This window comes from Chromohalobacter sp. 11-W, assembly GCF_029889905.1.
Classification (GTDB): Bacteria; Pseudomonadota; Gammaproteobacteria; order Pseudomonadales; family Halomonadaceae; genus Chromohalobacter.
This window is the reverse complement of record NZ_JARANZ010000002.1, coordinates 118,083-139,048: the sequence shown is the minus strand read 5'-3', so window position 1 is coordinate 139,048 and position 20,966 is coordinate 118,083. Positions and strand designations below refer to the sequence as shown.

At 61.9% G+C, this 20,966-nt stretch carries 22 protein-coding genes; 4 read left to right on the top strand and 18 right to left on the bottom strand.

From position 1 onward, the window contains the following. Positions 1 to 27: 27 nt before the first annotated feature. The 10 genes from fliO to fliF form a co-directional block, all read right to left on the bottom strand. Positions 28 to 504 carry a flagellar biosynthetic protein FliO gene (fliO, locus tag OP494_RS03405; protein ID WP_280539319.1) on the bottom strand — a complete coding sequence of 159 codons (477 nt, stop codon included), beginning with the start codon at positions 502 to 504 and terminating at the stop codon, positions 28 to 30. Then, complete coding sequence (gene fliN / locus OP494_RS03400) at positions 501 to 1,040, bottom strand: flagellar motor switch protein FliN (protein WP_280539318.1); 540 nt, start codon at positions 1,038 to 1,040, stop codon at positions 501 to 503. Before fliN ends, fliO begins: the two co-directional genes overlap by 4 nt. After that, on the bottom strand, positions 1,033 to 2,049 hold the full coding sequence (fliM, locus tag OP494_RS03395; RefSeq protein ID WP_280539317.1) for a flagellar motor switch protein FliM: 1,017 nt from the start codon (positions 2,047 to 2,049) through the stop codon (positions 1,033 to 1,035). Before fliM ends, fliN begins: the two co-directional genes overlap by 8 nt. 6 nt (positions 2,050 to 2,055) lie before the next feature. Beyond that, positions 2,056 to 2,529: a flagellar basal body-associated protein FliL gene (gene fliL, locus OP494_RS03390; protein WP_280539316.1), complete on the bottom strand. Its 474-nt coding sequence runs from the start codon at positions 2,527 to 2,529 to the stop codon at positions 2,056 to 2,058. Between the two features lie 154 nt (positions 2,530 to 2,683). Then, on the bottom strand, positions 2,684 to 4,066 hold the full coding sequence (locus OP494_RS03385; RefSeq protein WP_280539314.1) for a flagellar hook-length control protein FliK: 1,383 nt from the start codon (positions 4,064 to 4,066) through the stop codon (positions 2,684 to 2,686). Between the two features lie 12 nt (positions 4,067 to 4,078). After that, on the bottom strand, positions 4,079 to 4,576 hold the full coding sequence (fliJ, locus tag OP494_RS03380) for a flagellar export protein FliJ (RefSeq protein ID WP_075369216.1): 498 nt from the start codon (positions 4,574 to 4,576) through the stop codon (positions 4,079 to 4,081). Between the two features lie 34 nt (positions 4,577 to 4,610). Continuing rightward, positions 4,611 to 6,017 (bottom strand): flagellar protein export ATPase FliI, encoded by a 1,407-nt coding sequence (fliI, locus tag OP494_RS03375; RefSeq protein ID WP_280539313.1) that lies wholly within the window; start codon positions 6,015 to 6,017, stop codon positions 4,611 to 4,613. After that, positions 6,010 to 6,780, bottom strand: a complete 771-nt coding sequence (locus tag OP494_RS03370; RefSeq protein WP_280539312.1) for a flagellar assembly protein FliH — start codon at positions 6,778 to 6,780, stop codon at positions 6,010 to 6,012. Before OP494_RS03370 ends, fliI begins: the two co-directional genes overlap by 8 nt. Further along, positions 6,773 to 7,768 carry a flagellar motor switch protein FliG gene (fliG, locus tag OP494_RS03365; protein WP_075369219.1) on the bottom strand — a complete coding sequence of 332 codons (996 nt, stop codon included), beginning with the start codon at positions 7,766 to 7,768 and terminating at the stop codon, positions 6,773 to 6,775. Before fliG ends, OP494_RS03370 begins: the two co-directional genes overlap by 8 nt. After that, positions 7,761 to 9,584, bottom strand: coding sequence for a flagellar basal-body MS-ring/collar protein FliF (gene fliF, locus OP494_RS03360; RefSeq protein ID WP_280539310.1), 1,824 nt, complete (start codon positions 9,582 to 9,584; stop codon positions 7,761 to 7,763). The genes fliG and fliF overlap by 8 nt, the downstream gene beginning before the upstream one ends. A 280-nt stretch (positions 9,585 to 9,864) precedes the next feature. Between fliF and fliE the strand changes: the two genes are divergently transcribed. Beyond that, positions 9,865 to 10,188 carry a flagellar hook-basal body complex protein FliE gene (fliE, locus tag OP494_RS03355; protein WP_075369221.1) on the top strand — a complete coding sequence of 108 codons (324 nt, stop codon included), beginning with the start codon at positions 9,865 to 9,867 and terminating at the stop codon, positions 10,186 to 10,188. A 94-nt stretch (positions 10,189 to 10,282) separates the two neighbouring features. Here the strand turns inward: fliE and OP494_RS03350 are convergent, their stop codons facing one another. Beyond that, entirely contained in the window at positions 10,283 to 11,383 is a 1,101-nt protein-coding gene (locus tag OP494_RS03350; protein ID WP_280539309.1) for an FAD-dependent oxidoreductase, read from the bottom strand. Positions 11,384 to 11,477: 94 nt separating this feature from the next. Further along, the gene (gene rarD, locus OP494_RS03345; protein WP_280539308.1) at positions 11,478 to 12,449 is read right to left on the bottom strand and encodes an EamA family transporter RarD; all 972 of its coding nucleotides are present in this window, start codon (positions 12,447 to 12,449) and stop codon (positions 11,478 to 11,480) included. Positions 12,450 to 12,570: 121 nt separating this feature from the next. Between rarD and OP494_RS03340 the strand changes: the two genes are divergently transcribed. Next, positions 12,571 to 13,374, top strand: a complete 804-nt coding sequence (locus OP494_RS03340; RefSeq protein ID WP_280539307.1) for an amidohydrolase — start codon at positions 12,571 to 12,573, stop codon at positions 13,372 to 13,374. Between the two features lie 9 nt (positions 13,375 to 13,383). Further along, positions 13,384 to 14,091 carry a 16S rRNA pseudouridine(516) synthase RsuA gene (gene rsuA / locus OP494_RS03335; RefSeq protein ID WP_280539305.1) on the top strand — a complete coding sequence of 236 codons (708 nt, stop codon included), beginning with the start codon at positions 13,384 to 13,386 and terminating at the stop codon, positions 14,089 to 14,091. A 74-nt stretch (positions 14,092 to 14,165) separates the two neighbouring features. Here rsuA and OP494_RS03330 read toward each other — a convergent pair whose 3' ends face one another. The 3 genes from OP494_RS03330 to OP494_RS03320 all read right to left on the bottom strand — a co-directional run bounded on the left by OP494_RS03330 (position 14,166) and on the right by OP494_RS03320 (position 16,059). Then, the gene (locus OP494_RS03330) at positions 14,166 to 14,303 is read right to left on the bottom strand and encodes a hypothetical protein (RefSeq protein ID WP_280539303.1); all 138 of its coding nucleotides are present in this window, start codon (positions 14,301 to 14,303) and stop codon (positions 14,166 to 14,168) included. A gap of 62 nt (positions 14,304 to 14,365) precedes the next feature. Continuing rightward, positions 14,366 to 15,274: a DMT family transporter gene (locus tag OP494_RS03325; RefSeq protein WP_280539302.1), complete on the bottom strand. Its 909-nt coding sequence runs from the start codon at positions 15,272 to 15,274 to the stop codon at positions 14,366 to 14,368. 80 nt (positions 15,275 to 15,354) lie between these two features. Then, entirely contained in the window at positions 15,355 to 16,059 is a 705-nt protein-coding gene (locus OP494_RS03320; protein WP_280539301.1) for an SDR family oxidoreductase, read from the bottom strand. Between the two features lie 106 nt (positions 16,060 to 16,165). Here OP494_RS03320 and OP494_RS03315 point away from each other — a divergent pair, with 106 nt between their 5' ends. Next, on the top strand, positions 16,166 to 17,047 hold the full coding sequence (locus OP494_RS03315) for a LysR substrate-binding domain-containing protein (RefSeq protein WP_280539300.1): 882 nt from the start codon (positions 16,166 to 16,168) through the stop codon (positions 17,045 to 17,047). A gap of 153 nt (positions 17,048 to 17,200) precedes the next feature. On the opposite strand, the gene OP494_RS03310 is transcribed toward OP494_RS03315, so the two are convergent. Genes OP494_RS03310 through OP494_RS03300 form a run of 3 tightly spaced genes read right to left on the bottom strand, consistent with a single transcriptional unit; the run spans position 17,201 to position 20,956 of the window. Beyond that, on the bottom strand, positions 17,201 to 18,796 hold the full coding sequence (locus OP494_RS03310; protein WP_280539298.1) for a dipeptide ABC transporter ATP-binding protein: 1,596 nt from the start codon (positions 18,794 to 18,796) through the stop codon (positions 17,201 to 17,203). Beyond that, a complete protein-coding gene (locus tag OP494_RS03305; RefSeq protein WP_280539296.1) occupies positions 18,786 to 19,889 on the bottom strand; it encodes an ABC transporter permease in 1,104 nt (367 codons plus the stop codon). The genes OP494_RS03310 and OP494_RS03305 overlap by 11 nt, the downstream gene beginning before the upstream one ends. Next, positions 19,889 to 20,956: a microcin C ABC transporter permease YejB gene (locus OP494_RS03300; RefSeq protein WP_280539295.1), complete on the bottom strand. Its 1,068-nt coding sequence runs from the start codon at positions 20,954 to 20,956 to the stop codon at positions 19,889 to 19,891. Before OP494_RS03300 ends, OP494_RS03305 begins: the two co-directional genes overlap by 1 nt. Positions 20,957 to 20,966: the final 10 nt, after the last annotated feature.

Genomic DNA, 20,966 nt, shown 5'->3' with positions numbered 1-20,966 from the left:
CTATCCGGTTGAGGATGGCTGCGACGTTCATCGGTCGGATTCCTTGTCCGCATTAGCACCGTCCTGAGACCGCGAGGAAGATGAATCCGGCGATTTGCGTCCCATATTCTGCGCCAGCGCCTGGCGAAAGCGTTGGGCGAAGCTGCCGCTCAGCGGGGCCGGGGACTCCGGTGTCGGTGCGTCGCTCGCCTCGGCGGCGGGCATATCCTTGAGCAGGGTGACCTGGTTGCCGCCGACGCCGAGTACCAGCCAGCGCCCGTCGATCTCGACGACGGTGACGCGCTCGCGTTGGCCGATGGCGGTGTTGGACACTACCTTGACGTGTTGGGACGCGCGCAGGCGTCCCGGTGTCAGTCGGCGCAGCAGCCAGGCACACAGCAATATAATGGCGACGATCAACGCCAGAGAGAGGGTGGTCTTGCCTACCCAGGCCATCCCCATTGCGGCGTCACCGCCACCGTCGAGCGAGACGGCCGCCTCGCGTGCGCTGTCGGCGACACTCATTTGTTCAGCTTTTTGACGCGTTCCGAGGGAGTGATGATCTCGGTGATGCGGATGCCGTATTTGTCATCCACGACCACGACTTCCCCCTGCGCGATCAGGTAACCGTTGATGAGAATGTCCATGGGCTCGCCGGCCAGGCCATCCAGTTCGATCACCGAGCCTTGGGCGAGCTCGAGCAACTGCTTGATGGTGATGCGCGTACGCCCCAGCTCGACGCTGAGTTTGACCGGGATATCCATGATCAGCTCGAGGTCGCGCGGCGTGGTGCCGGCGGCTCCTTCGTCGAGCTGCTTGAACACTTCATGCTCGGCGTTTTGAGCCCGTGACGCGTTTTCGTCCGACGTGATGTCGGCGCTTTCTTCTTCGGTCGTCTGTTGCTCGGCCATTGCCGCCGCCCACAGATCTTCTTCCGCGTCGGCAGCGCTTTCATCCGTGCTCTTGGATGGATTGGTATCTTTGGACGCATCCTGCTCTGCCATGGCGTCGGCCCACTCGTCCTCGGTGCCTTTCTGATCGGGGTTCTTGGAATCAGTCATCTTTCGGATCCTTCGCTGCAACTTGGCTCGAGCCGTGTTCGATAAGGTGCCGAACGCGCAATGCGCGTTGGGATTTTTGGCTGCCGTAATCGCACGTCATCACGGGAATACCGTCGACGCTGACATTCACCGCCTCGGGTAATTCGATGGGGATGATGTCGCCCACCGACAGCTGGGTGACATCCCGCAGGCGCAAGGGAATGTCGACGAAATCGGCTGTCAACTCCACGTCCGAGTGGCGGATCTCATGAGCCATGCGCGCCTCCCACTGCTGCTCCTCGTCGGGATGCGTGTCGTGCAGGGGGCTGGCAAGCGTGTCGCGGATCGGCTCGATCATCGAGTAGGGAATGCAGATGTTGAACTCGCTGGAGAGATTGCCGACCTCAACGTGGAAGGTACTGTTGACGACGATTTCGTTGGGCGAGTTGGTGATGTTGGCGAACTTCACCTGCAATTCCGAGCGTGTGTATTCGATATCCAGGGGATAGACCGATTTCCACGATTCGCTATAGCCATCCAGCGCCAGCTTGAGCATTCGATGGATGATGCGCTGTTCGGTGCGCGTGAACTCACGCCCCTCGGATTTGGTGAGGAAGCGTCCGTCCCCGCCGAACAAGTTGTCGACCACCATGAAGACCAGGCTGGGCGGAAATACCACCAGTGCCGAGCCACGCAACGGTTTCATGGTGATCAGATTGAGGTTGGTAGGCACCGGTAGGTTGCGCGAGAACTCGCTATAGCTTTGATAGCGAACGCTTTCGACCGTGATGTCGGCGCTACGCCGCATCAGGTTGAAAAGCGCCACGCGGAACTGGCGGGCGAAGCGTTCGTTGATGATGTCCAGCGCATGCAGCCGCTCGCGTATAATGCGATGCTGCTTGGCGGGATCGAACGGACGCACCTTCCCCTGGCGCGAAGTATCGTCTTCCTTCGCGCTATCATCGTCACCGCTCACGCCCTTTAGGAGCGCGTCGATCTCATCCTGCGAGAGTAGATCGTCTTGGGACATGTCGTCTTATTGCACAATGAATTCGGAAAATAGCACGCCGGTGACGTCCAGAGGCGGCTGCGGCTCGGCTAACGGTTCGTCGAACAGCGTCAGAATCTGATTGGCAAGGCGTTGCTTGCCCTCGGGCTTGACGAGAGCTCCGGCTTCTTGGCTGGAAAGCAGCATCAGCAAGCGGCTGCGAACCTCCGGCATGTATTGCTCGAGAACCTCTTTCGTCTTGTCGTCACCCACCTTCAAGGAGAGTCCTACATAGAGTAGGCGGTCACTGTATTCATCGTCCTGCAAGTTGACCGTGAACGGTTCGATCGTGACGAAAATCGGCGCCGGCGCCTCCTTGGGCTCGATCGGCTCTTCGTTGGCCGATGCTTCCTGGCGCGAGTCCATGAGCATGTAGACGCCAATGGAGCTGCCGACCGAGAACAGGACAATCAGGAGTCCTATTAGCCATAGAGACTTGCCGCGCTTGTTGGTTTTGGCCATCGTTTATGTCATTCACTTCGGCGTAGATGAGTGGACCGAGTATGGCGATAGGAAGCGCTATCCGATTGCTCGAATAGAAAGCTTCACGCACGCCACTTCGGGCTTTGTCGAACGTCTACCGTGGACGTCTCTCACGTGTTATCGGCAGCTAGGCTCAGGCATAAAGGCTAATTCCCGAAGACGCGATATATTGCAATGGCGTCTCGTTTAGGCTCGGCATGTCAGCGTTCGCGTCACCGGCGGCGAACAATCCACCTTGGGCATCACCTCGGGAGCCGGGCTCTCCCTGTTGCTCACCGGATTGCTGCTGGAACTGGTCCTGCTCACCGACGGAGGTTTCGCCCAAGGCGATGCCGCTATCGGCGAGGGCTTCGCGCAATTGCGGGATCGCTGCTTCCAGGGCATGACGCACGGCACCGTGAGCGGAGAAGAACTGCAGGTTGGCCTGCTGCTGATCGCCCATCTTGAGCGAGACGCTCAATGGGCCTAGTTCGGCGGGATGCAGCCGCAATTCGACCTGTTGGTCACCGCGCTGTGCCATGCGCACGACCTGCTGACCGAGCGACTGCCCCCATTCGGCCATACCGACCTGGGGGGTAAGTGTTGCGGTGGCGGAGGCACCGGCGGCGCTGGCTGCAGCACTGGCATTGGTGGCGGCACCAGTGGTGGCATTACCCGCGGCGGCGTTGTGGCCCAGATTGGTGAACAGTGACGAGTCACTGCCCTGACGCTCCAGGCCCTGCTGGCCGGTCAGCGTGTCGCCACGTTGTGCATCGGCGACGGCCTGCGCCTGTTGAACCAGGGTGGCACTGAAGGCCGCCGTCGGGGAGATCTGGCCATTGCCTTGTGACGAGGCCTGGCCCGATGCGCTCTGTGCATTCTGCATCAGTTGGGCGAGGGACTGGGTGTCTTGGCCTGTGCCTGTATTCGTGGCGGCGTTGGTCAGCCGCGCCATGAGGTCTTGGCGTGAGAGGGCATCGCCCGCACCGTCCCGCATGCCGCTGGAGGACTGCTGAATGAGCATCATGCGTTGCTGGATATCGTTGAGCGAAAGATCGCCACTTTGGCTGGCCAGCATGCCGGCACTGCCCTGAGCTTGGCCGGTGCCAGTCGTCATAGCATTTGTCGGCAGCTGCGCGGCGAGTAGTGCCGCCATAGCGTCATCGGTGAGTTTCGAATCATCGCCGCCCAACGCTTGCTGTATTTCTCCCAGGCGTTGAGTGAGAGCCTCTAGCTGGCTGGCATCACCGCTTTCGAGCCAGTCGCTGAGCAACTTGGCGTCGTCGCTGTCTTGCATCATCTCGTTGAGCGCCGCGACGAGACCGCTATCATCTTGGCTCGCGGTGTCCTTTGACAGCAATTCGGTGCCGGCATCGCTCTTGGCATCCGAGCCGCCACGGGCCTTGCCGAGGAGGCTGGCGAACGGAGAGGCGCTGTTGTCGGCATTCTTGCCGCCACGCGTCTCGCTCGCATTGCCAAGGTTGGTCGCGGAGGCTTGACTACCGCCTTGAAGGTTGTTGAGCAGGGCAATATCCATGAGCATGCCTCGTCAAAAGCGGTTATTGGAATGCGTGGTGTCCGTCGACGTAACGTCGAGGCCACGATCGTTTTTCTGTCGACGCGACATGCGCGCCGACATCTCGTCGAAGAGCTGCTGCTCACGCCGTGTGGCGCGTTTCTGCTCGACCTGTTCGCGGCGTGACACCAGCGTATCGTAAGTGTTGAGCTTGCGCCGCTCGCCTTGCCACGCTTCTTGCTGACGATCGAGCTGGCGTTGCTGGTCGTTGAGCACTTTGCGTTGGCTGGCAATGGCCTGATCGAGTGAGGCCAGAAACTGTTGGTAATTGTGCCAGTTGGCGGGCTCGATGCCCTTTTCCATGCTCTTGTCGAGGCGCTGACGGTACTCATGCCGATAGTTCAAGAGCTGGTCCAGGCGCTGCTGCGTTTCCTGCAGACTGCGGCGGGAGTGTCCCACCGACTGTGCTGCCTGATCGCAGGTTTCCTGCGCCAGTTCCTTGAGCGTGGAGAGCGGTGAGCGTGCGTTCATGAGAGCTCCTTACCGCGATGCAGAGTGAATGTCATCAGCGCGTCTCCGGAAATAGCGATGCCAGGGCGTCTAGCGTCGCAGTGACATCGGCTTGTTCGTAGATTCCCTGCTGGAGGAAACCCTCGAGACGCGGATAAAGGGCGACGGCGCGGTCGAGCTGCGGGTCGTGCCCGGCGGCGTAAGCGCCGACGCTGATCAGGTCGCGATTGCGTTGATAACGCGAGAAAAGCTGCTTGAAGCGTTTCGCCCGACGCTGGTGAACGCCTTCGGTGATCTCGGTCATCGCGCGGCTGATCGAGGCTTCGATATCGATGGCGGGGTAGTGCCCGCTTTCCGCCAGGTCCCGCGAGAGCACGACGTGGCCATCGAGAATGGCGCGTGCGGCATCGGCGATGGGATCCTGTTGGTCGTCGCCTTCGGTCAGCACGGTATAGAAGGCAGTGATCGACCCGCCGCCGGGTTTGCCGTTGCCGGCACGTTCGACGAGCCCTGGTAAGCGCGCGAAGACGGATGGCGGATAGCCTTTGGTAGCGGGCGGTTCGCCCACGGCGAGGGCGATCTCGCGCATGGCCATGGCGTAGCGTGTCAGTGAGTCCATGATCAACAGGACGTTACGTCCTTCGTCACGGAACCCTTCGGCGATGCGCGTGGCGTAGGCGGCGCCTTGCAAGCGCTGCAGCGGTGAGACGTCGGCAGGTGCGGCGACGACCACGGCGCGCTCGCGTCCCTCGGTGCCCAAGATGTTTTCGATGAAATCCTTGACCTCGCGGCCACGCTCGCCGATCAGGCCGACGACGATGACATCGGCCTGGGTGTAGCGCGACATCATGCCGAGCAACACACTCTTGCCGACCCCAGAGCCGGCGAAAAGCCCCATGCGCTGCCCACGACCGACGCTCAACAGGCCGTTGATGGCGCGAATGCCGACATCGATGACGGACTCGATCGGCGCGCGGTCGAGCGGATTGATGGGCCGCGTATTCAAGGGGGCATGCGGGGCGTTTTCCAGTGAGCCCTTGCCGTCGAGCGCGCGACCATTGCCGTCCAGCACGCGTCCGAGGAGCGCGTCGCCAAGGGGAAAACGGCGTGCGCTGGCGGCATCGCGCTGGTTGCTGCCCAGTGTCAGCACACGCGCTCCCGGTACCAAGCCCTGGGTATCGCCGAGCGGCATGAGGAACAGCCGGTCGCCGGCAAAGCCGACCACTTCGGCTTCGGCATATTCGGTATGCCCATGTTGGGCGAGTTCCACCAGGCACGCACTGCCCAAGGGCAGGCGCAGGCCGGTCGCTTCGAGTACCAAGCCGGTGGCACGCACGATCTTGCCGTGGGGGCGACGTGAATCCAGCCCCTCGATACGCTGCGCGACCTTACCCAGGGCGCGCTGCCAATGGGCGCCATGAGAGGTCTCGTTATGCGTGTCGGCAAGGTGCGTCTCAGTCATCACCGGCCTCCGATCCCGTTGCCGGGGAAGGTGCGACGTGGCGCTGGCGACGCTGATTCAGCGCCGTTTGCCAACGCGTCTCGAGCGTGGCATCGAGACCGCCGGTGGCGCTTTCGGCACGGCAGCCACCGCGTTGCAGCGAGGCGTCTTCATGCAGCGTCCAGTGCGCCGCTTCGAGCTCGTTGCCGACATGCTCGTGGACCAGCGCCAGATCGTCGGGATGTAGCCACAACTGAGTGGGACCGTTTAGCACGGGCTCCTCGTGGAGGAGCTGGCGAACGATGGTCACGACATGCTCGGGGGTGGCGACCAATGCTTCGTCGGCTAGATGCTTACCGGTGAGCATGGCCAACTCGACGAGTTGGTCGGCAAGCTGGGTGTCCATTGTATCCAGCGCGGTGCGGAACTCGTCGGCCAGTTGGCCGAGTGGGGCGAGGGCGTCGTCGAGCTGGCGCTTGGCTTCTTGATCGCCTGCCTCACGCCCCTCTTGGAGGCCCTTTTCGTAACCGGCCTGGCGACCCTCTTCGAAACCGGCGTCGTAGCCTTCGCGATAGGCGCTCTCGCGGGTCTTGTGGTGCAGTGCCTCGCGTTCTTCGATGAGACGCTGACGTTGCTCGCGCCGGCGTTGCTCGAAGCGTCGTGCACGGTCGAGCTGATCGCTGCCATCGCCACCGTCATGCGGCAGCTCATCCATACGCCAGGGACGCCAGCGCTGGTCGTCCGGCGTATGAATGACGTCGTCGGATAGCGGCTTGTCAGACATAACTGTCGTCACCTCCGCTGAGTACGATTTCGCCGTTGTCGGCCAGGCGACGCACCACCTGCAGGATCGCTTTCTGCTCGGTCTCGACCTGGGATACGCGTACCGGGCCGCGTGCTTCGAGGTCTTCGCGCATCAGCGTGGCCGCGCGTTGCGACATGTTTTGCGTGATCTTGTCGATCAGGGCTTCCTGGGCACCCTTGAGGGCCACGACCAGCGAGTTGGTATCGACTTCCTTGAGGATGAGCTGAATGCCACGGTTGTCGATATCCAGCAGATTCTCGAACAGGAACATCTCGTCGATGATGCGCTGCGCGAGGTCGTCGTTGTGCGCCCGCACGGCGTCGATGACCAGCTCTTCCTGAGACGAGTTCATCAGGTTGAGGATCTCGGCGGCGGTTCTTACGCCACCCATCTTGCTGCGCTTGACGTTCTGGCCATCGAGCATGCTGCCGAGTACTTCGGTGAGTTCCTGCAATGCCGCTGGCTGCACGCCGCTGAAAGTGGCGATACGTAGCACGACGTCGTTGCGCAGCTTCTCGTCGAGCTGCTCGAGCACATCCGCGGCCAAGTTGCGATCCAGGTGGATGACGATGGTGGCGATGATCTGCGGATGTTCGTCACGGATCAGCTCCGCGACGGTAGTGCTTTCCATCAGGTTCAGCGCGTCGATGCCCGAGGCGGAGCCGGTCGTTTCGAGAATGTCCTCGATCAGGCTGTTGGCCCGCTCGCTGCCCAGTGCCTTGGTGAGCACGGTGCGTATGTGCTCGCTGCTGTGCAGGTTGACGGCGGAGAACTGCTCCACTTCATCGTGGAACTCGCTCAGAGCCTCCTCCATGTCCTCGTGCGAGATTTGGCTCAAGGAGGCCATCTCCAGGCTGATTTCCTGGACCTCCTTGTTGCTGAGGTACTTGAAGACCTCGGCGGCGCTGTCCTCGTCCAACGAGAGCAGCAGAATTGCGCTTCGGCGAGCGCCACTCATCTTACTCATGGGAACCCATCCACCCTCTGACGATCATGGCGACGAGACGCGGGTCTTCCTGAGCGATCTCACGTACGTCACGGAGGTTTTGCTCGTAGCTGGCCGAGCGCCGCTCACGCCGCTTCTGTGGCGGTGCCGGTGGTTCTTCCTCGGCGCCAGCTGTCTCGGATTGAGCCGTCGCGTAGGCGTCGGCACCACCGCCCGCACCGGCCCCTGCGGCTGCACCGGCAGGGCCCGACATGGCCGGTGAGAAGGCTGGGCGCTCGGTCTGGCGTTGAACCAGCGGACGCAGCACCTTGAACCACAGGAATAGGGCGACGAGACCGATCAGCAGGTATTTGCCCAGCGTGGCGGCCAGCGACCACAGCAAGGGAGATTCCCACCACGGTGATGTGGGGCGCTGCTCGTCAGTGTCTTCGAAGGGCGAGTTGACGACCTCGAGCTGGTCGCCACGTGCTGCCGAGAAGCCCATAGCCTGCTGTATGAGGCTGCGGATGTTGGCGATCTCGTCGTCACTCAGGGGGACACGCGCCGGATTGCCATCCTCGTCGACGCCGTCGCGGTAGTTGACCACGATGGCGGCATTGAGGCGTTCGATGGTACCGGTCTGGTGCTGAACGTGTTCGACCTGGTGATCGACCTCGTAGTTGATGGTGTTGTCGCGGCTGGTACGCCCCACAGTGGCGTTTTCCTGGGTCGCGGCGTCTTCGCCATCCTGGGCTTGAGCGTTATCGTCTTGTGCGTTGTCGCCCTGTGCGTTGTCGTCCGCTCCATCATTGTTTTCCTGCGGCGCATTGATGGGGGACGCTGCGGTACCCGGCGGTTGATTGCTCAGCGCGCCGGGAATCCCCATGGCCAGATCGGCATCGCCGCTGTAGGTAATGCTCGATTGCTCGCTACGCACGGCGGCTTCATTGGGCGGCTGATTGGGGGAGTAAGTCTCGCTGGTGCCCTCGCGCTTGGAGAAGTCGAGCTGGGCGGAGACTTCGGCCTTGACGTTACGCGCGCCGAGGATGGGCGCCAGAATCGATTCGATGCGCTCGGCATAGTTGCGCTCGACGCGGGATACGTAGTCCAGCTGCGTGCCGCTGAGCGCGTCGTTGCCATCGCTGGCAGGAGAGAGCAGGCGGCCGGTTTGATCGATTACAGCGACGTCGCCGGTGGCCAGCTCGGAAACGCTACTCGATACCAGGTGCATGATCGCCTGCACCTGGCCTTCGCCGAGAACGCGCCCGCGTTGCAGGTCGAGCATGACGGAGGCGCTGGCGGGCTCACTCTCACGCACGAAGACTGAAGGCTTGGCCATGGCGAGGTGAACGCGGGCTTTGGCCACCGGGCCGAGATCCTCGATGGTGCGCGACAGTTCGCCTTCGAGGGCGCGCTGGTAATTGACATGCTCGGTGAACTGGCTAATGCCGAACGACTGCTCGTCCATTAGTTCATAGCCCACGCCGGAGGCTTCCGGCAGGCCTTGTTCGGCGAGCTGCATGCGTAGTTTGTTGACCCGTTCGGCAGGCACCAGCAGTGCCTGGCCGTTCTCGCTGAACTCGTAGGGCACGCCCATGGTGTCGAGCTCGGCGACGATCTTCCCGCCATCTTCCTGCGTGAGTGTCGAATAAAGCACGCGATAATCGGGGGAGCTTGCCCACATCAAAAGCGCGGCGATGACCGCGACACACGCGGCGGCGGCGATAATCAGCGGTACGCGCGGGTTACTGCGCAGTCGGTCGACAAACGATGGGGCGTTGCCCGTGGCGGCGCTGCCTTGACGTTGTCCTGACGTACCTTGGTTGGCCTCGGTCGAGGAGGATGCTGCTGTGCTCATGTCATCCTCCGGCAACGCCGGGGTAGGCACTGAAAAGGTCCAGCGGCAAGCATGGGGGTGTCCAACTCCAAAATTCTGCGCATCGTTTGACGCCTCGTGACGGTGCGATCGATACCGTCACGAGGCGTATGTGTGATGACCGCCATTATGTGTAGCTAAGAAAACCCTAAAGGGTGGAAAAGCCGATGTTTTAGGTCCCAATTGCAGATATGACGCTGGCCTGGTTGCTGATAGGGTTCAGCAACGTATTCCAGAGCTGTTCGATCGGCGGAGAAAATTCATGAGTGCACCTGCCATTTCACAGGCGCTTCAGCAAATGCAGTCCATGGCCAATCAGGCGAGCCAGACGCCCGGGAGCCAGGTCAATACGTCGGTCGGCGGCGGTGGCTTTACCGGCGAATTGCATAGCGCGATTTCACGTATCAATAGTTTGAAGCAGACTGCCAATGCGCAGGCCGAAGCCTTTGAGGCGGGTGCGCCGGGTGTGGAGCTCAACGACGTAATGGTCGATATGCAAAAGGGCAGCATCGCCTTCGAGATGGGCAAGCAGGTACGCGATCGCTTTGTGACGGCCTATAAAGATGTCATGAATATGCAGGTGTGATGCGCGAGCGCTGCCCGGGCACCGTCATCTCCGGCGGTGCGACGCGTCGCTTTCCGCGTGTCGCCGCCTACCTATCGATAACGCTACACCCTAACTACCGATAACGCCGCAGGAAGCGCGCATCGATATAGCGCTTGAGCCGCAAGGCCAGGCGACTGCCTCGCCAGTGTTCCCCGTAAAGTGCCAATCCCTTGTCGTGCATGTCCACGATGGCCAGTGCCGTTGCCGGTGGGTGGTAGTCACTCAGTGGCGTGCCATTCTGCAGGGCAATCAGATTCTGCAGTAGCACGGGGCCTTGACGGACGCCTTCGATGCCGCGCTTGGGAAGACTGTAATCGATCAGCGAGGCGCAGTCACCGACGGCGAAGATCGTCGCGTGTTCCTCACTTTGTAATGTTGCCTTGATGCGTATGCCGTTGTCGTCGAGAGCCAGTGGCAAATCGGCAACGCAGTACGCAGGCCGCAATCCCGTGGCGAGGATGATGTCGTCGGGTGAGAAATCGAGGGTGTCGAGCCACCCGGCACCGCCGTCGAGCGCTACGTCGGGATGCCAGTCGACGCCCAGTCGCGAGAGTTGACGGCTGGCCCATCGGGATGCGGTGGGCGGTGCGGCGGGCAAGAGGCGTGCGTGGCGTGTAACGAGGCGAATAGCGTTGTTGGCCTCTAGGCGCTGGCTCAACCCCGCCAGATTGGCGGCCATTTCCACGCCGGAAGGTCCGCCGCCGACCACGACCATATGCAAGGCCCGGCGCTGCTGAGCGGCATCGAGTACATGCTGGCGCAGTGCGTCGAGGCGCTCGATGGGTTTGACGTGCCAGTAACGTGCGTCTCCCCAAGCCGGTACGGTGGCGCCGGTCGGGGTCGGCGGGACGACGTCGCTGCCCACATTGAGTGAGAGTACGTCGAAGGCGATGTGGTGACCGTCGGCCAGGAAGACATGCTTGGTGTGCACGTCGAGTGCCACGAAAGGCGCTGTGACATGCTCGATGCCATGGCGTGCGGAGAGGGCGGCGATATCGAGGCTGCAGGCATCACGCGGCGCGCCGCCAAGCAGACGTGCGGCCATCCCCGAATACCAGAATCGCGTGGGCGCCACGAGCGTGATGCGATAGCCGGCGCGACGTAATGCGGTAGCGTGTTTCAGCAGGTGGAGGTGCGCGTGACCGGCGCCCACCAGCACTAGGTGCGTCGTCATGAAGGCGTGTTTCCTCGGGCCAGTCGGCCGCCGCGCGACACGTCGTGGCGGTCATGCACTCACTCTAGACGATGTCGGTGCCGTGACGCTTGTCTTACTTGGCGCCAGCATACCTGCCTTGCCAAGCGGAAAGCGAATACAGTGCCAGCCCGAGCCAGATGAGCACGAAGGTGATGAGTTGCAGGGTGCCTAATGGCTCGCGAAAGATCAGCAGTGCGATCAAGAATTGCAGAGTGGGGTTGATGTACATCAAGAATCCCACTGTCGACAGACGCAGTCGGCGTGCGGCCCCGGCGAAGGCCAGCAATGGCAGAGCCGTCAGCGCGCCACTCGCGATCAGTAGCGTGGTGTTGTGTGCGGTGCCACCAAAATGGGATAGACCGGCAATTTCGAACCAGGCCACGGCAAGTAAGCCAAGAGGCAGCAGTATCAGTGTCTCGACGAACAGCCCCGAAAGGCCATCCAGGCTGACCTGCTTGCGCAACAGACCATAAGTGCCGAAGCTGAGAGCAAGACAAATGCTGATCCACGGCAGACCGCCGAGCCCCACCAGTTGAACGCCGATGGCGACGATGGCGATGGCCACTGCGGCGCCCTGGAGGCGTGACATGCGCTCGCGCAGTACCAGCATGCCCAGCGCCACGTTGACCAGTGGCGTCATGAAATAACCGAGGCTGGCCTGGAGGACATGGTGGGTTTCCACCGCGTAGATATAGAGCCCCCAGTTGAAACCGATGAGCAAGGCGCACCCGAGTACCCGCACTAGCAGGCGCGGCGCGCGCAAGGCAGTCTTGACTGGTTGCCAGCGCCCCAAGAGGGTGACCACGAGGGCCAGAAACAGACACGCCCAGAGGATGCGGTGAGTCAGGATCTCCCAGGCGGGTACGCCCTCGAAAAGCGAGAAAAAAATCGGAAAGCATCCCCATAGCGTATAGGCGATCAAGCCGAACGTTACGCCCTTGGCGGCGTCTTTATCGGCGGCGGCCGTCGATGTGGAAGACGTGTCTTGCGGGGCACTTTGTTTAGTACTCTCTTTAGCGCTCTCTTGGGCACTCTCTCGAGCCATGGGGACCTCAGCATGGGGCGACAAAACCGAATAGGCGAGCGCTAATCTAACATGGACGAAAGAGGCTTGCCGCTGCCCTGAGCTGGCCTTCAGACTGAATCATCAATCCGGGAGGTGTGTGATGAGCGAATTACGTACGACCCTGGTGCAGGCCGACCTGCGCTGGGAAGACCCCCAAGCCAATTGCCGCTTGCTCGAGGAACGCCTGGGGACGCTCTCGGCGGACGATACGGACTTGATCGTACTGCCGGAAATGTTCGCCACGGGGTTCACCATGAATTCCCGCGAAATGGCCGAGCCCATGGCGCAAAGTGCCACCGTTGCCTGGATGGTCGAGCAAGCCCGCCAGCGTGGCTGCGTGGTGACTGGCAGCGTGGCCGTTGTCGAAGACGGCGAGTACTTCAACCGTCTTGTCTGGGCGCGTCCGGATGGCGATATCACGCATTACGACAAGCGCCACCTATTTCGCATGGCTGGCGAGCACGAGCGCTATGGCATGGGCAGCGAGCGCGTCATTGTCGAGCTCAAGGGATTTCGAATCCTGTTGAGTGTCTGCTATGACTTGCGATTTCCCGTATGGCTGCGTCAGCAGCCCGCATCGGGCGAGCATTTCGAGTATGATGCGCTGCTGTGCGTTGCCAACTGGCCCGCGCCTCGTCGTCAGCCTTGGCGGACCCTGCTACAGGCACGTGCCGTCGAAAACCTCTGCTATGTAATCGGCGTCAACCGTGTGGGGGAAGACGCCAAGGGGCTGGCGTTCGCGGGCGACTCGATGCTTGTCGACTTCAAGGGCGAGCCCTTGATCGACGGGCCGCGCGACGTGCCCTTCATGCGTACCGGCCACCTGGATCGTCAGGCGCTGAGTGCGTTCCGTGACAAATTTCCGGCCTGGATGGATGCCGATCGCTTCCAGGTCGAGGAGTGAATTTCCTGCATGCGTCTCGACCGTTTTTTAAGTGAAAGTACCGAGCTGACGCGCTCGCTAGCCAAGAAAGCCCTGCACCGCGGCGAGGTCGAGGTGGATGGTGACGTGATCAAAAATGCCGCCTTCAAACTCGGTGAAGAACAGGACGTACGCTGGATGGGGGCGCCCTTGGCCCTGGTCGGCGTGCGATACCTGATGCTCAACAAGCCCTCGGGCTATGAGTGCACGACCCGGCCGGGGCGCTACCCCTCGGTGGTCGAACTGCTGGATGTCACCAAGCGCGAGCGCCTTCACATCGCAGGGCGCCTGGATGTAGACACCACTGGGCTCGTGCTGATCACCGAGGACGGCCAATGGTCGCATCGACTGACATCCCCCAAGCGGCGCTGCGACAAGCATTATCTCGTGACGCTGGCTCAGCCGCTGATGGAAGGGGCGGAAGATCGCCTGGCGGCAGGGCTAATGCTGGAAAAGGAAGACAAGCCGACATTGCCCGCGCGCCTCGAACGTCTGCCGGCGTCGGACGAAGACGATGTAATTCAGGCGCGTCTGATCATCCAGGAAGGCCGCTACCATCAGATCAAGCGCATGTTCGCGGCGCTGGATAACGAGGTCGTCGCACTGCACCGCGAACGGATCGGCGATATCGTTCTCGACTCAGCACTAGCGCCGGGCGAGTGGCGTGAGCTTAGCGAGGCGCAAATCGCATCCATCTAGTTTATACCGTTATCTTCCTGCATGCTTATCGCTCCTTAACCTGGCGACGCCGTCATGAGTCTCCAAAAAGTTCGTCAGGTGCTGAAATGCAGCCCAGAGGCCTCGAGAAGGCGCTTGGTATACGCTTCTCGAGGTTGATTGAGCAGCGTTTCGCAGTCGCCTTGCTCAACGATCTCGCCGTCTTTAAGCACCACGATGCGGGCTTGCGACATCTCGCTTGCCGAATCTGACAAGCTCACTTGTCAACGTCAGCGAAAGTTGTCCTGGGATCAGCCTACTCCTCAGCTTGGTGCTGAATGGAAGCAGGTGTGGTGCTGCGCTTACCCGACTGGATCAGAACCACGCCCCCTAGGATCAGGGCCAGCGAGAGTATAACGGTACCGGTGATTTGCTCACCGACCGCAGCGCCAATGAACACGGCTACTACCGGGGCGATGTAGGTTGCACCGGATGCCTGCACGGATCCGAGTTTTTCGATGATGAAGTAGTAGCTGAAGAAGGCCCCGCCGGTGCCTAGCATGCCCAGGCCGACGATGGCTCCCAACAATGCTCGCGAGTCCGTCGTTATGGCAGCCATGCCGTCGAAGTCGGTCAGTATCAGCAAGGTCAGAAGCGCGAGTCCCGTCTGCCAGGTCGCCAATGCCAGCGGGGGTAGTTTCAGCGGCGACAGGAACCGTTGGGCATAGACGAACGACACCCCGAGGCTCAGCGTCCCGGCCAGCATCCAGAAGACCCCGGTCAACGCCACACCATCGGTGCCCTCCCAGGGGCGGGCGCTCAGTGCGATACCGATGAAGCCCAGGGCAACGCCAGCCGCCATCTGGCCGGTCGGGCGATCCTGGCGTAGGAACAGGAAGGCGCAGATGAACGTGAAGATAGGGATCGAGCCGCTCAGGAGCCCGGCGATGCTCGATGGCAGCCGGGCGGTGCCAGCCACAAACCCGTAATAGTAGAAGGTCGTCGCAAGCACCGACATGACCGCGAAGTGCGGTAGATGGCGCAACTGATCACGCGTCAGTACCTTGGCTCGCCATGCCACCAAGGCCAGGGGAAGGAAACCGAACAGCACTCGCAGGAATACCGTCTGCGTGGGCGAGATCAGGTCGGTGGCCCACTTCATGAAGATGAAGTTCGAGCCCCAGATGATGCCGAGCGCGGCGAGCGCAGCATAGGCACATAACATGGCGTTCTCCTTGAGGAAAAGCGCAACGAGCGCCTTCCCCCGGGGAAAGGCGGCTCGTTGACGCGGTAGGGCAGGGGCAATCAGATGGAGCGGGTCACGCCGCCATCGACGCGGATATTCTGTCCGGTGACGTAGCCTGCGCCGTCCGATAGCAAAAAGGCCACGGTGCCTGCGATTTCCTCGACCGTCCCATAGCGACCCATCGGCACACTGTCGCGGCGCTCATCGACTTCGGGAAGGCTGTCGATCCAGCCGGGCAGCACATTGTTCATGCGAACATTCTTCGCCGCATAGGCATCCGCGAAGAGCTTGGTGAAGCTGGCAAGGCCCGCCCGGAATACCACCGAGGTCGGGAATACGCTGGACGGCTCGAAAGCCCAGGTGGTCGAAATATTGACGATGGCGCCACCACCCTGAGCCTCCATGATTGGTGCGACCAGACGGGTCGGACGCACGGCGCTCAGGAAATAGACATCCATGCCTTGGTGCCAGTCCTCGTCAGGGATGTCGAGGACTGGTGCGCGCGGACCATGACCTGCGGAATTGACCAGCGCATCGATCCGCCCCCATGTCGCCATCGTCAGATCCACGACCTGCTTCACGTCGTCGAGTGATTGGTTCGAGCCGGTGACACCGACACCGCCCAATTCCTTGGCCAGAGCCTCGCCCTTGCCCGACGAGGAGAGGATGGCGATACGATAGCCATCCTGGGCCAGTCTGCGTGCGGCAGCGGCTCCCATACCGGATCCACCGCCCATGATGAGTGCAACTTTTTCTTCAGCCATGACAGCCTCCTTGGGTTAGGTTCTGGAGGCATTGTGTCAAGTGACAGCCGACGTTTCGCGTGATAAATAAACGTGTAAGACTGTAGAAAAACTATAGGCTATCGCCATGACGCCATCCCGCCGCAAACTTCCCCCTCTCAATGCCCTGCGTGCCTTCGAAGTCTCAGGCCGCCGACTGAGTTTCCGGGCTGCCGCCGAGGAGTTGAGCGTCACCCAAGGCGCTGTCGCGCAGCAGGTGCGCGCGCTGGAACAACATCTGGGCCAGGCTCTGTTCCAGCGCTTGCCGCGCGGCCTCGTCCTGACGCCACAGGGCGCAGTCTATCTGACGGACGTGACCCGCGCCTTCGATACGCTCGGAGAGGCCACCGGACGACTCCTGGAGCGACCGGATACTGTCACGATCAGTGTTACGCCGACCTTCGCCGCGAAGCTGCTGATCCCTCGTCTAGCCGAGCTGAACGCTGCGCTACCCGGCGTGGAATTGCGCACGGTCGCAACCGAGGCGCTCTCCGATTTTGAGCGCGACCAGGTGGACATCGCAGTGCGGCTAACCCGCCCCCCGTTTCCATCCGGGGTCGAGGCTAAGCTGCTGTTCCACCAGGAGCTGGTTGCGGTCGCCAGCCCCCATCTGGTCAAAGATTTACCGCTCCCCCTCTCTACCGAACGGCTTAGGGAGCTTCCGCTCTTGCATGACGCGCACGGTCATTGGCCGATGTTTCTACGTGCCGACAGCAAGCTGCCCGGCGCGGTATTCAACCAGACGACACTGGCGCTGGATGCAGCCATGGCTGGCCAGGGCATCGCCTTGGCATGCCGAGCGTTTGTGGCGGGGGATCTCGAGGCTGGGCGTCTAGTGCAGGTCACGGATGAGGCCATTATCAAAGAGCCCAGCTATTTCCTCGTCCGCAAGCGGTCATCCTTACCTCATGCCCCGCGAGATGCGGTATGGGACTGGTGCGTGGCTCGGCTCTCGCTTAGTGTCGATTAGCGGGGCTGCACCGCCTTCTGGTGACTACTCTGTTAACAGATGGGGCAATCTTCTAACCATCTACCAACCAGCGAGTCCGTTGAGTAGGCGTGGTGTGACCTCAACGTGGTATCAACTAATCAACCACCTCATCTGGATACCCAGAAAAGTTCGTCAGGTGCCGAAGTGCAGTCCAGAGGCCTCGAGAAGGCGTTTGGTATACGCCTCTCGAGGTTGATTGAGCAGCGTGTCGCAGTCGCCTTGCTCGACGATCTCGCCGTCTTTAAGCACCACGATGCGGTGCGCCATGGCGCGTACGACGGCGAGATCATGGCTGATGAATAGGTAGCTCAGCCCGCGTCTCGCTTGAAGGCCGCGCAGCAAAGCGATGAGCTGCTTCTGCACGCTGCGGTCGAGCGCGGAGGTCGGCTCGTCGAGCACGAGTAGATCGGGCTCGAGAATGATGGCGCGTGCCACGGCGATACGCTGACGCTGGCCTCCCGAGAATTCATGTGGGTAGCGCGCTGCGCAATTCGCTGGCAGACCGACTTCCTCGAGGGTGGTGGCGACCCGCTGCTCGATTTCCTCATCGTTGAGTGAAGGATGATGGAAACGCAGCCCTTCGCTGACGATATCCATGACCGGCATGCGTGGCGAGAGCGAGCCGTAAGGATCCTGGAAGACGACCTGAAAGCGTCGCCGACGGCGGCGTAGTGCATTGCCGCGTAATGTATCCAAGCGCTCACCATCGAAGAGGACTTCGCCGTCGGCGGCGGTCAGGCGTAGAAGCGCCAACGCCAGGGTGGTCTTGCCGGAGCCGGATTCCCCGACCAGGCCTAGGGTTTCGCCGCGCGCCAGGGTGATATTCAGCGGCTGGACGGCCACGAACGGGGCGGGACGGCGCCCGAACCAGGATTTGCTCCGCGCGAAAGAGACGCCGAGGCGACGTGCCTCGAGCAGCATCGTGCGGGTCGCCGGCAGCGGCGCGGCGTGGCCTTCCGGGTTGGCGGCGAGCAGGTGTTGGGTATAAGCCGCGCGCGGGGCATCGAAGACGCGTGTGACGCTGCCGCTTTCGACGAGTCGTCCATGCTGAATGACATGCACGCTGTCGGCATGTCGGCGCACCAGGTTGAGATCGTGGGTGATGAACAGCATGGCCATGCCATTGGCGTCGCGTAGCCGCGCCAGCAAGGCCAGGATTTCCTGCTGCACGGTGACATCGAGTGCCGTGGTCGGTTCGTCGGCGATGAGAAGTCGTGGCGCGTTGGCGATGGCCATGGCGATCACCACGCGCTGGCGTTGACCGCCCGAAAGCTGATGGGGATGCGCCTCGAGCATTTCATCGGGGCGCGGCAACTGTACTTCCACCAGCAATTCCCGAGCGCGCTGGCGGGCGGCACGGCCACGCAACCCTTGATGAAGACGCAGCGTTTCACCGAGCTGCTTGCCGACCGTGTGCAAGGGGTTGAGCGAGGTCGTGGGCTCCTGGAACACGAAACCGACTTGACCGCCGCGTAGCGTATTCCAGCGTCGCGGTGATAGCCCTTCGAGAGACTCTCCGCAGAGCCGACGTCCACCCTCGACGCGCGCGCTAGGCGGCAGCAGGTCGAGGGCGCCCAGGGCAGAGACCGACTTGCCGGAGCCCGACTCACCGACCAGGGCGGCGGTTTCACCACGGCGTATGGTGAGCGACAGGTCCTCGACGACGCGCATGTCGCCGAAGGCGATGCGCAAGGCATCGAGCTCGAATACGACGTCGTCAGTGGCCATGCGCGGTTCTCCCGGGTAGATCGTCGGTATCGGCGGAGGTCGGTGTGAGGGGGCTGGGCGCGTGGCGCGGGTCGAAGGCGTCACGTAGTCCTTCGCCGATGAAGACCAATAGCGAAAGCATGATCCCGAGGCTCAGGAAGGCCGTGATGCCAAGCCAGGGCGCCTGCAGGTTGTTCTTGCCCTGGGCGACGAGTTCGCCCAGCGAGGGCGAGCCTGGCGGAAGACCGAAGCCCAGGAAATCCAGCGCGGTGAGGGTGGTGATCGCGCCGGTGAACAGAAACGGGATGAAGGTCAGGGTGGCGACCATGGCGTTGGGCAGCACATGGCGCCACATGATCAGGCGTGATGGCAGTCCCATGGCGCGTGCCGCGCGCACGTACTCGAGATTGCGCGCACGCAGGAATTCGGCGCGCACGATGTCGACCAGGCCCAGCCATGAAAACAACAGCATGATGCCCAGCAGCCACCACAGGTTGGGCTGCACCAGGCTGGCGAGGATGATCAGCAGGAACAGCACCGGCATGCCCGACCAAATCTCGATGATGCGCTGGCCGATCAAATCGACCTTGCCACCGAAATAGCCTTGTATGCCGCCGAACAGGACCCCCAATGCCATGGAGCCCAGCGTCAGTACCACGGCGAAGACCACCGACAAACGAAAGCCGTAAATCACGCGGGCGAAGACGTCGCGGCCGTGGTCATCGGTTCCTAGCCAGTGGCGTGCCGAGGGCGGTGAGGGTGCGGGTCCCGACAGCTCGCGATCCAGCGTGTCGTAGGAGAAGGGCACGGCCGGCCATAGCATCCAGCCCTGCGCGGCAATATTTTCCCGCACGGCGGGGTCGCGATAGTCGGCCGTAGTGGGGAGAAAGCCGCCGAACTCGGTCTCGGGATAATCGAATACCACCGGGGCGTACCACTGGCCCTGGTAGTGCATGACGATGGGTTTGTCGTTGGCGATCAACTCGGCGCCCAGGCTGACGATCAACAGCAGGGCGAAGGCCCACAGCGACCACCAGGCGCGCCGATTGCCGCGGAAGATCTGCCAGCGGCGACGGGCGATGGGAGACGGGCGTGCGCGCATGCGAAGTGTCATTATGCCTCCCGCGTCGCAAAGTCGATGCGAGGGTCGACCCACACATAAGTGAGATCCGAGATCAGCTTGAGCACCAATCCGATCAAGGTGTAGAGATACAGGGTGCCGAAAATGACCGGGTAATCGCGCTGCATGACGGCCTCGAAGCCGAGCAGTCCGAGGCCGTCGAGCGAGAAGATTACCTCGATCAGCAGCGACCCGGTGAAGAAGATGCCCACCAGCGCCGAAGGCAGGCCCGCGATGATGATCAGCATGGCATTGCGGAACACGTGTCCGTAGAGCACGCGACCCTCGCTAGCGCCCTTGGCACGCGCAGTGAGCACGTATTGTTTGTGGATTTCGTCGAGGAAGCTGTTCTTGGTCAGCATGGTGAGCGTGGCGAAACTGCCGATGGCCGAGGCCAGTACGGGCAGCGCGATGTGCCAGAAATAATCCTGGATCTTGCCCCACCAGGACAGATCGCCGAAGTCGGGTGAGGTCAGTCCGCGTAGCGGGAACCAGTCCAGGTAGCTGCCGCCGGCGAACACCACGATCAGGAAGATGGCGAACAAGAACCCCGGTACGGCATACCCCACGATGATCAGCCCCGAGGTCCAGACATCGAAGCGCGAGCCGTGACGCAAGGCCTTGCGTATGCCGAGCGGTATCGAGATCGAGTACACCAGCAGCGTCGTCCAGAGTCCTAGCGAGATCGAGACCGGCAGGCGTTCGACGATCAGGTCGATCACCGGCCGCCCGCGAAAGAAGCTATCGCCGAGATCGAAGGTGGCGTAATCGGCCAGCATGCCGAAGAATCGTTCTACGGGGGGCTTATCGAAGCCGAACTGCTTCTCTAGTACCGCTTCGAGACGTGGGTCGATGCCGCGCGCATTGCGGGTGTCACCGCTGGAGGTCTCGCCGCCGCTTTCCAGGCGCGTACTGGCGTTGCTGTCCATGCCCTCGAAGCGGGCCAGCATCTGGTCGATAGGACCGCCCGGTGCCACCTGCACGATAATGAAGTTGAGCAGCAAGATGCCCAACAGGGTAGGGATCATCAGTAACAGGCGGCGTAGGATGTAATTAGCCACGATGCTGTCC